Origin of the sequence: Chroococcidiopsis sp. (genome assembly GCF_051657925.1) — a bacterium.
Lineage (GTDB): Bacteria > Cyanobacteriota > Cyanobacteriia > Cyanobacteriales > Chroococcidiopsidaceae > Chroococcidiopsis.
In genome coordinates this window covers 1-7,949 of sequence record NZ_JBOFLP010000377.1, presented here as the reverse complement: position 1 = coordinate 7,949, position 7,949 = coordinate 1, and the positions used below count along the sequence as shown (strand labels likewise).

Annotated in this window: 14 protein-coding genes; 11 read left to right on the top strand and 3 right to left on the bottom strand. The window is 46.4% G+C overall.

Annotated elements, in window-relative coordinates:
- Nucleotides 1-26: 26 nt before the first annotated feature.
- On the top strand, nucleotides 27-479 hold the full coding sequence (locus ACRC32_RS30205) for an EVE domain-containing protein (RefSeq protein WP_438557446.1): 453 nt from the start codon (nucleotides 27-29) through the stop codon (nucleotides 477-479).
- Nucleotides 480-600: 121 nt separating this feature from the next.
- Here ACRC32_RS30205 and ACRC32_RS30200 read toward each other — a convergent pair whose 3' ends face one another.
- The gene (locus ACRC32_RS30200; protein WP_438557445.1) at nucleotides 601-1,767 is read right to left on the bottom strand and encodes a DUF1822 family protein; all 1,167 of its coding nucleotides are present in this window, start codon (nucleotides 1,765-1,767) and stop codon (nucleotides 601-603) included.
- Nucleotides 1,764-2,978 (bottom strand): sigma-70 family RNA polymerase sigma factor, encoded by a 1,215-nt coding sequence (locus ACRC32_RS30195; RefSeq protein ID WP_438557444.1) that lies wholly within the window; start codon nucleotides 2,976-2,978, stop codon nucleotides 1,764-1,766. The genes ACRC32_RS30200 and ACRC32_RS30195 overlap by 4 nt, the downstream gene beginning before the upstream one ends.
- 133 nt (nucleotides 2,979-3,111) lie before the next feature.
- On the opposite strand from ACRC32_RS30195, the gene ACRC32_RS30190 reads away from it, so the two are divergent.
- Nucleotides 3,112-3,381, top strand: coding sequence for a Mo-dependent nitrogenase C-terminal domain-containing protein (locus ACRC32_RS30190; RefSeq protein WP_132867060.1), 270 nt, complete (start codon nucleotides 3,112-3,114; stop codon nucleotides 3,379-3,381).
- Between the two features lie 49 nt (nucleotides 3,382-3,430).
- A complete protein-coding gene (locus tag ACRC32_RS30185) occupies nucleotides 3,431-3,562 on the top strand; it encodes a hypothetical protein (RefSeq protein ID WP_438557443.1) in 132 nt (43 codons plus the stop codon).
- A gap of 98 nt (nucleotides 3,563-3,660) precedes the next feature.
- On the opposite strand, the gene ACRC32_RS30180 is transcribed toward ACRC32_RS30185, so the two are convergent.
- Nucleotides 3,661-4,518, bottom strand: a complete 858-nt coding sequence (locus tag ACRC32_RS30180; RefSeq protein ID WP_438557442.1) for a FecR domain-containing protein — start codon at nucleotides 4,516-4,518, stop codon at nucleotides 3,661-3,663.
- Between the two features lie 203 nt (nucleotides 4,519-4,721).
- Between ACRC32_RS30180 and ACRC32_RS30175 the strand changes: the two genes are divergently transcribed.
- The 8 genes from ACRC32_RS30175 to ACRC32_RS30140 all read left to right on the top strand — a co-directional run bounded on the left by ACRC32_RS30175 (nucleotide 4,722) and on the right by ACRC32_RS30140 (nucleotide 7,921).
- Nucleotides 4,722-5,072, top strand: a complete 351-nt coding sequence (locus ACRC32_RS30175; protein ID WP_438557441.1) for a hypothetical protein — start codon at nucleotides 4,722-4,724, stop codon at nucleotides 5,070-5,072.
- 30 nt (nucleotides 5,073-5,102) lie between these two features.
- Nucleotides 5,103-5,240 (top strand): hypothetical protein, encoded by a 138-nt coding sequence (locus ACRC32_RS30170; RefSeq protein WP_438557440.1) that lies wholly within the window; start codon nucleotides 5,103-5,105, stop codon nucleotides 5,238-5,240.
- Nucleotides 5,241-5,387: 147 nt separating this feature from the next.
- A complete protein-coding gene (locus ACRC32_RS30165) occupies nucleotides 5,388-5,765 on the top strand; it encodes a hypothetical protein (protein ID WP_039713169.1) in 378 nt (125 codons plus the stop codon).
- 132 nt (nucleotides 5,766-5,897) lie between these two features.
- Nucleotides 5,898-6,326 carry a hypothetical protein gene (locus ACRC32_RS30160; RefSeq protein ID WP_438557439.1) on the top strand — a complete coding sequence of 143 codons (429 nt, stop codon included), beginning with the start codon at nucleotides 5,898-5,900 and terminating at the stop codon, nucleotides 6,324-6,326.
- Nucleotides 6,327-6,405: 79 nt separating this feature from the next.
- Nucleotides 6,406-6,759, top strand: a complete 354-nt coding sequence (locus ACRC32_RS30155; protein ID WP_132867065.1) for a hypothetical protein — start codon at nucleotides 6,406-6,408, stop codon at nucleotides 6,757-6,759.
- Between the two features lie 74 nt (nucleotides 6,760-6,833).
- Nucleotides 6,834-7,220, top strand: coding sequence for a hypothetical protein (locus tag ACRC32_RS30150; protein ID WP_438557438.1), 387 nt, complete (start codon nucleotides 6,834-6,836; stop codon nucleotides 7,218-7,220).
- 49 nt (nucleotides 7,221-7,269) lie between these two features.
- On the top strand, nucleotides 7,270-7,491 hold the full coding sequence (locus ACRC32_RS30145) for a hypothetical protein (protein WP_438557437.1): 222 nt from the start codon (nucleotides 7,270-7,272) through the stop codon (nucleotides 7,489-7,491).
- A 43-nt stretch (nucleotides 7,492-7,534) separates the two neighbouring features.
- Nucleotides 7,535-7,921 (top strand): hypothetical protein, encoded by a 387-nt coding sequence (locus tag ACRC32_RS30140; protein ID WP_051033303.1) that lies wholly within the window; start codon nucleotides 7,535-7,537, stop codon nucleotides 7,919-7,921.
- The last annotated feature ends 28 nt before the right edge of the window (nucleotides 7,922-7,949 follow it).

Below are 7,949 nucleotides of genomic sequence, written 5' to 3'. Positions count from 1 at the left end.
GCCCCTACGACAACTTACGACTTAAAATGAATTATTGGTTAATGAAGTCAGAACCAGAAACTTACAGCATTTCAGACCTCGATCGCGATCGCACCACGATTTGGGATGGGGTACGTAACTATCAAGCCCGCAACTATTTGCGTCAAATGCAAGTAGGAGATTTAGCTTTTTTCTACCACTCTAATACTACGCCCCCGGGAATTGTGGGTTTGATGCGAGTTGTCATACCTGAAGTTATCGATCCGACGCAGTTTGACTCTAGTAGCCCCTACTACGACCCAAAATCGGATTCTCATTCTCCGCGCTGGTACACAGTTAAAGTGGAATTTGTCAAGGTTTTTCCTCGATTTATTTCCCTACCTACGTTGAAACAAAAATTTAGCCCAGAAGAACTAGGCGTAGTCAGACAAGGCAATCGATTATCAGTGATGCCCGTTACCGATGCGATCGCCCAGAGAATACTAGCATTGGCTCAGTAAGCTTTGGTCATCGGTCATTTGTCATTTGTCATTGGTTCATTGGTCATTTGTTGACTGACAACTGCTCCTTGCTCCCTGCTCCCTGCTCCCTACTCCCTGCTCACTGATTACTGCTCCCTGCTCAAAACCGCAAAATCTCGCGATCGTAATTGATTGGAGTGGGTTCGATTTCCCAAACTAAGCCTTCGCCCGGAGCGAGGGAGACTTCGACAAATAAACATTCTACAGGTTTACTAGCTGTGTCTTCGTTGCCTTCAAATGCTTGTAAGTCTTCAGTTAATAACCGTAGTGTAAATCCGGCAGGAATGGAATCCCCCATAGCATGACGTAACTCAAATCGCCAGACTCCCCCTGTACGAGGCATGACTCGTAATTCGTACTGCTGCTGGGCAATAATCATGTGGCGAGTCAGCAAAACTTCTGGAAAAAATTGTGTCGTCCCCCTCGCAGCCGCCACGACCGCTGGTTGCCAGGTGCTTTGTCCCCATCCCATCTGTCTTGCTGCGTCCGATACTCCGGTTTGCAGCCATTCTAAAACCGACCACTGTTCGGGATGTCCCAAACGGTGATGGTAAAGTTTATGTCGCCAACCGCCATGCGAGATCAACGCACCCCACAATTGAAACGGTACTGCCAAGCGCGGACTAACAACTTCCAAGTTTCCCAGGCGGGGAATTAAATTTTCTACCTGTGCTAAGGGAATGACGGGTAAAGTTGCAACTGTTCGGCGTGTCGTTTCAGTAATACCGAGTTGTCTACCTACCCACAACACGCTCATGTTTTGAATTACATGGGCTTCATCTAGGCAATAGCTGCGGTCTTGGGAATCGTAGCTACCATTTTGTTTGAGTTGTTCGTGGGTAGCATAACCCCAAACTCTAATAGATGCACAATCGGGATCTACTTGTACGCCAAAGTAATAATCGGCAACCCAGTCGGGAATGTCTACCCATTCTTGAGGCACGCGCAGTTCGCTTAAGTCAATTGTCTCTGTAGGAATTAAGACTATCCGCATCCTGTCCCAAGCTACGCCCGTTCCATTGACGAATTCCCAGATGCTAGGTAGAGCGGTGAAACTCGGTACAGCCAAAGCTTTACCAGCGTGTTCTTCCCGCAACCAGGGTAAAATAGTTTGGAGGCAAACTTGATTGAGATAGGCGTTCCAACGACTGCTGGGATGAGAACAAGCTTGGCTGCGCTGCCATGCCTGCGATCGCACCAAATCGGACACTTCCAGCCACACCTGTGTCGGATCGGTCAAAGTTAGCGAGTTAGGATCGAAGGTCATGAGGTAGACTCCATGAGCGAGGAGGGACGGCGGTAATGTACCTGCAACCATTCCTCTAAAACTGTGTTGATATTATTGAGTACCTCTGATGTCAGAGTAATATGCAATGTCTCTTGACTCCATTTTGCCAAAGCCAGTAACAAACTTTCCCTAGCTCTAGTGAGGCGGCGAGAAACTGTATATTGTTTGGTATCGATCGCCTTGGCAATTTCCTGTTGCGTCAGTCCCTGTCCGTAGTACATTTGCATAATTGTCTGCGCTTGCGAGTCCAATTTGGCGATCGCTTCTGCTAAAACTGCCTGCATCTGAGTTTGTCGCGATTGCTGTTTTTTCTGTTCTTCAACAGCGATCATTTCATTGAGATAATTATCTTGCTCGAAGCTACCTAGATCGTCGAGAAATGCTCCTGATTCTTGCCCTGGTTTAGGAGCATCGATCGATACGAGTGAGGGATAAAGGTAAGACCGTGCGGCTTTGGCACAGGCAACGAGCCATTTTTCTAGCGTCTGAGCGTTACATTCTGCCCCTGATGGGTGGAGTTGGGTAATGCGTTCTTGATTGTAAAGTTTGGCGATCGCCTCCCAAGTCTCAGATTCCGGTTTGGGCAGCTGGCGGGTTCCCGTGGGGTGCGTCGGGACGTAAAGTGTTTTGAAGCAGTTCCAGGCAAGGACATAACGATTAATCACCTCTACACCCAGTCCGGTATTTTGTAAAGACTCTACCAGTCTTTTTTGACTTAAACGACGCAACAGCGACCAATTTGTCGAGATATCAACTTCCTGCTGTTGGCGCAGCAAATCTTTCAGGACGCTGCTAAAAATTGCACTGGCATAGTTTTTAAACCCGTAACCCAATTGAGGGTTAAAGCCTTTTAAGACCTTATCAAAGCGGGCGAGCGCCATTTGAAAGCAATCGGACAGGGTGTATTGAGATGAAGTAAAGCTGGCGCTAGTTTTATGTGCCGTCCAGTAGCACACTTCCTGCAAGTAAGCGGTAAGGTGCGCCTTAGCTAAACTCTCAGGCTGAGTTTGCCACAATTTATACCAGTAAAGAACCCAATAGTTTTCCGCCGCCTCCATTTGCGGAGATTGTGCCAGCCTAGCTTGCATACTCCGCCGCAAGTGCGGGTCGCTGACCCAAGCACGGAAGCGGTCTGCGTCAAATTGCAGAAAGGTCGAAAAGATTTCGATAATGCCTTGACGGGGACGCATGAATCAATCGCTCACGTTAGTTGCATAACACAGCAGAAGTAAACCTATCAAATAAATGAAGGTACTTAACCACCTATATAAATAAAACCCACCAGTTCAACCTAATTTCAGTATTACAAAAGGAGAGATCCCTATGTTCGCACCAATCGTACTCAAAAGTAATATCTGCCAATGGTTAGAAAGTCTAGAAATTCACAATCCCAAATTCGCTCATCTGTTTTGTCAGTTAATTCCCGCACGGTGTCCTTTTGAACGGACAATAACCTGCTTTGGGCGCACGCTGGTTCACATTCCACCTCTATGTAAGTTAAATCCTTTCTACGAACAGATCGTTTACCTCCGCTTCAAGTGCCTGTGCTTCCTAGCAGACGAGTGCGGTGAAGATGTTACAGTTTATTGTTAAACGGCGGGAGTCGGCAGTCGGGAACTAGCTGACCAATGACCAATGACCAATGACGAAACAAGTAATGACACAGATTGGGTTATGGATGCGAAAGAGAATTGCTAGCACTGTCCCAGGACTATTGTGGATGCATCTGGTGCTAGCGCAAAACGAGCTATTAACCCGTGCTGAAGTCTTATAAATTAGATACCTTGTATACAGCGCGATCGCGGACAGATTTACGCTTCCTCTGCTAGTTGGGATAAGGCGATGAAAGGGATGTAAAAGCGATCTGACCCATCATCTCCTACTCGGCACAGATGGAAAACCCTGAAATACATTCTGAGGATCTATTGAAATATCTTTCGGTTCTTCTTTAACAGTACACGGTACGATCTGCTCGAAACCAGGTGGGGGTTCTGTTTCTTCGCGGAATTGATCTTCTAAAGCTGCGATCGCCTGATTTCGGACTGTCAGAATCGTATTTTGTGCTTGTGGCGGGAGGCTATCGCTCAGTGTTTCCTCCGCCGTGCCTAAGTCAGCCGCTAGATTGCAGGCTTTGTAAAATCGCCTCAAGCTCATATCTTTTACAGCTGTCAATTCTCCTTGTTTCACAGCCGTGCGCTGTCCCGCATCTAAAACTACTACGCCTTCACCCCCAGAAGTTGCAACAGTCACGGGAACTTGGGGGTTTTCGGTCAAAACTCCAATCGATGTCATGTGTTTATCTGAGTTATGTTGCACCCATACAGCTGTTCCCGGCGCTGTGACTACAGCTTCTGGTGTCACGACAGTACCGCTCTCATCTCCAGGTGGAAAAATAAACAAGCCAGTACCGTTACGCAACTGAAAACTACGACTACCAGGTACAAAGCGAAAAATAGCATTTCCCCCTAACCGCACCAGCGAACCTTCATTAAAAACTAAATCTGCTCTAGCGAGGGGATCGGTTTTGACTGCATCTAGAGGCTGAACCATGTCTGCAACTTGCGCCGATCGCGGCGGTTGGTTTTTCAGCCATAATTGGACTCGATTTACTAATTTATAAATTTCTGCTTGGGTTAATAAATCTGACTGCGCGATCGCTAGACTGCCGAACATGCCTACCAGACTACCAGCGATAAATCCTGGCGCGAACGAACGTTGCCACCATTTCATCACAATCATCTTCTCCTTAACTTGACTGTAATTGACTGCCGTCAGGAACTTATACAACTCAGGAACTTATACAACGCGGTCAAAGTCTTGTACTGACAGATTGGCAGGGAGCAGTTATCAGTGACCACACCCCACACCCGCATCGATCGCACCACTGATAACTGATAACTGACTGACAGCTAAGTGCAAAGGAAGGAAATACTATGAAAATCGATCGCATCCTCAAAACTGGTTGCAGCGGTTTAATTTTAGCTGCAAGTTTCGGATGGTTTTGTCTGCCTGCCCAAGCCGATAAAATTATTCAAATTAACACGCAAATTACCGGACAGGATGGTAATAGCAATACTTCGGTACAACAATCCTCTCAAACTGCCGAAATTGATAAAAAAGGGATTAAAACTAAACTCGATCGCTCCGGTGACTACGATTATTTGCACGATTCCTCCGAGTCTTCTCGCCAAGACAAGCTTAATCGAGGAAATAACCAATCGACTCATCGGAACGATAAGAAAAATCCTTCAGTCGATCGCAACATTATGATTTACCCCCGCTAGTACCTTTGGGGATTTTAATTCGAGTTTTAGATGACTCATTTCGGAGCGCTAGTAGCGACAGCCAGTTTTCAATGCTCTGGCGCGATCGCGTCAAATGCTTGGATATCTTGCGATCGCCGCTTTTTTTCTCTCTGGTCTCAAAAAAATTTTGCTTTCTTTCCGAAATGAGGCACAACTTTTCTGATTAACTGTAATAGTGATGCAGCAAGTAACCAAAAACACTTGCTCGTCTGTGGAACAAATCTCTAAAAACCTCCGACATGAAGGCTATCGTCCTTCTGACGACAACAACCAAGTGCAAGTGAAGTAATAAAAATGACAAACAAAAATCTCAGAACCAATCTTAACGCCGGACTCAAAACAGGTTTAGTTGGATTAATAGCTGCCGCTGGCTTTGGTCTAATTGCTCTGCCCGTCAAAGCTGACGAAATTAACCAAGGTAACACGCAAACCACGGGACAGGAAGGCTACAGAAATACTTCTGTCAACCAAAATACTCAAACGGGTGAAATTGAGGAAACTGAAACAAGATTTGGTCGTCCAGATCGTAGAGAAGGTCGTCCCGATCGCAACTCCATCAACCAAGGCAACGACCAACTCACCGACCAATATGGTGATGGCAATACTTCTGTCAACCAAAACACTCAGGATGCTCGGATTCGCCGCGACCGCTTTGAGGTTCGCGATCGCTAGATCATCCTAATTCCCATCCTGCAATAGGTTGGGTCGTGCTCCTCACACACACCTGTAATGCGATCGGATATGACGACCCTCAACTACAGAACCAATCTCAGAAACCGATCTTAGTCGAAGGAAGTCGCCCACATGCTACACACCACTTCACATCCAGAAGTGAAGAGAATTTTCTCAACTTGTTTGCTCGGTCTTGTTGCTGCTACCGGAATTGGATTGAATTCCCTTCCCGCGCGTGCCGATGTCACCAGTCGTAGCAGTTCTTCTAACAGTGCAACAGCGAGCGATGGTGGCAGCGTCAACCAAACCACTCGGCAAACGAATATCATTCACAGTGACGGTTCGGGAAATCATACATCAACTCAAAATTCCCGTGTCAGTGGCTCTGCAAGCGGTGAAAACAACCGCATAGATCAACAAATCGACCAATACAGCGACCAAGATCGACGTGGTGACAGCACGAACAGTACCACCAGACAAAACGCTCAAAGCGATGCTGTGACGAACGGAACCGATAACCGCATCCAGCACAAGATCGACCAATTCATTCGACGAAGATAAGAATTTGGTGTAGAGACGTTACATGTAACGTCTCTACACTCCGACAACTAACAACTAAGTGCAAAAAGAAGGAAAAACTATGACAACCATCAAATCTACTGTTAAAGCCGGTCTAGTGGGAATTATTGCTGCTGCTGGCTTTGGATTGCTGGCTCTGCCTGCCAAAGCAGACGAGATTAACCAAGATTCAGTCCAAACCACAATACAAGAAGGAAATAACAACACTTCTGTTAACCAAAGCACTCAAAACGCTGAAATTGATAAATCTGAAAGAAGATTTGGACGGCGTGGTGGTGCAGAGCGTTCGAGAGATGTTATCAATCAAACTTCCGATCAATTGACCGATCAATTTGGTAGCGGTAACACTTCTGTCAACCAAAATACTCAAGATGCTCGGATTCGCCGCGATCGCGATGTATTTCATCGTCGTTAAGTGGTAGTTAATGGTTGAGAGATGACGGCTAGCTCTCATCTCTCAACCGCAATTATTAGTGCAGGTATCTGCTCATGATGAACAAAAAATCGATTTCAGTCTTGGTTGCCTCTATTTTCCTAGTGTTACCAATGGAAATGGCAAAAGCAGGCAACGTAGAAATTCGGTCGAGCAACGGGGGGTCAACGGTTGTTCGAGGTGACGACATCCGCGTGACCAACGGCAATTCTCAAGTTACAATTCAACGCAATCGCCCAGCCGTGAGAAGTAGCAACCGCTGGCGGCGGATCTACAATACTCGTACCAGACGCAGCCCGTGGAGTGTCAGCCCCCAAGTCCGGCGGACGCAAACCAGTTGTAGAGGTGGTAGTACATACAGTCACCAAAGTTCTTCCACGACAACTTCTTCTGGTGGTGGAGTCAGCCGCACTCAAACTTCTTCCACGACCTCTTGCAGATAGCCGAGCAATTCTTTGATATTTACTTTTCTTCGGTAAATAGGAGCTAAAAGTGCGGTTCAAATTCTGGGTGCTCGGCTTACTTAGCATTTCCACTTCTTTATCTGTGGCTGCTTGTGCGATCGAGCAACCGCGTGCAATTGATAATTCTCAAGTTCTTAGAACTCGAACTGATTGTAACAAAGGTAATTACAGCCACCAGCGATCGCAGACCACTGTTTCTTCTGGTGGCGTTTCTCGCACCTACAGTTCTTCATCAACAACGTGCGAATAAAACTACAAATCAGCATTCACATCAGGAGGAAAAAGTGAGATTTATGAGATTTAAATTTTTGTCCCTTGGTTTATTTTCCCTTTCTACTGTATTAGCTTTAGGTACGACAACAATTAAACCCGCCCAAGCTGTATGTACTGCAACTGACGTGAACGTGCAAGTTGGCGTATCTAGAGAGCCAGCCGAGCAAAACAACGAAGCTAGCGCCGAGTTTGACGAAAATTGCTACAACAACAATAGTACTCATACGTCTACTCAAGTCGGTCAAGGCGATCGCGTCAGACAAAATCGCCGCAGCGAACATAAACTAGGTGGTCGTGAAGGCGACAACAAATTGCGCGAAATGGGGATAGATACTCCAAATATTTATACTCCTGTCGATGTTCGCGTGAATGTACCTACTCCAGAAGGAGCTTTGGAACGCCGTTAAATCAGTTGTCAGTTATCAGTAGGGTGGG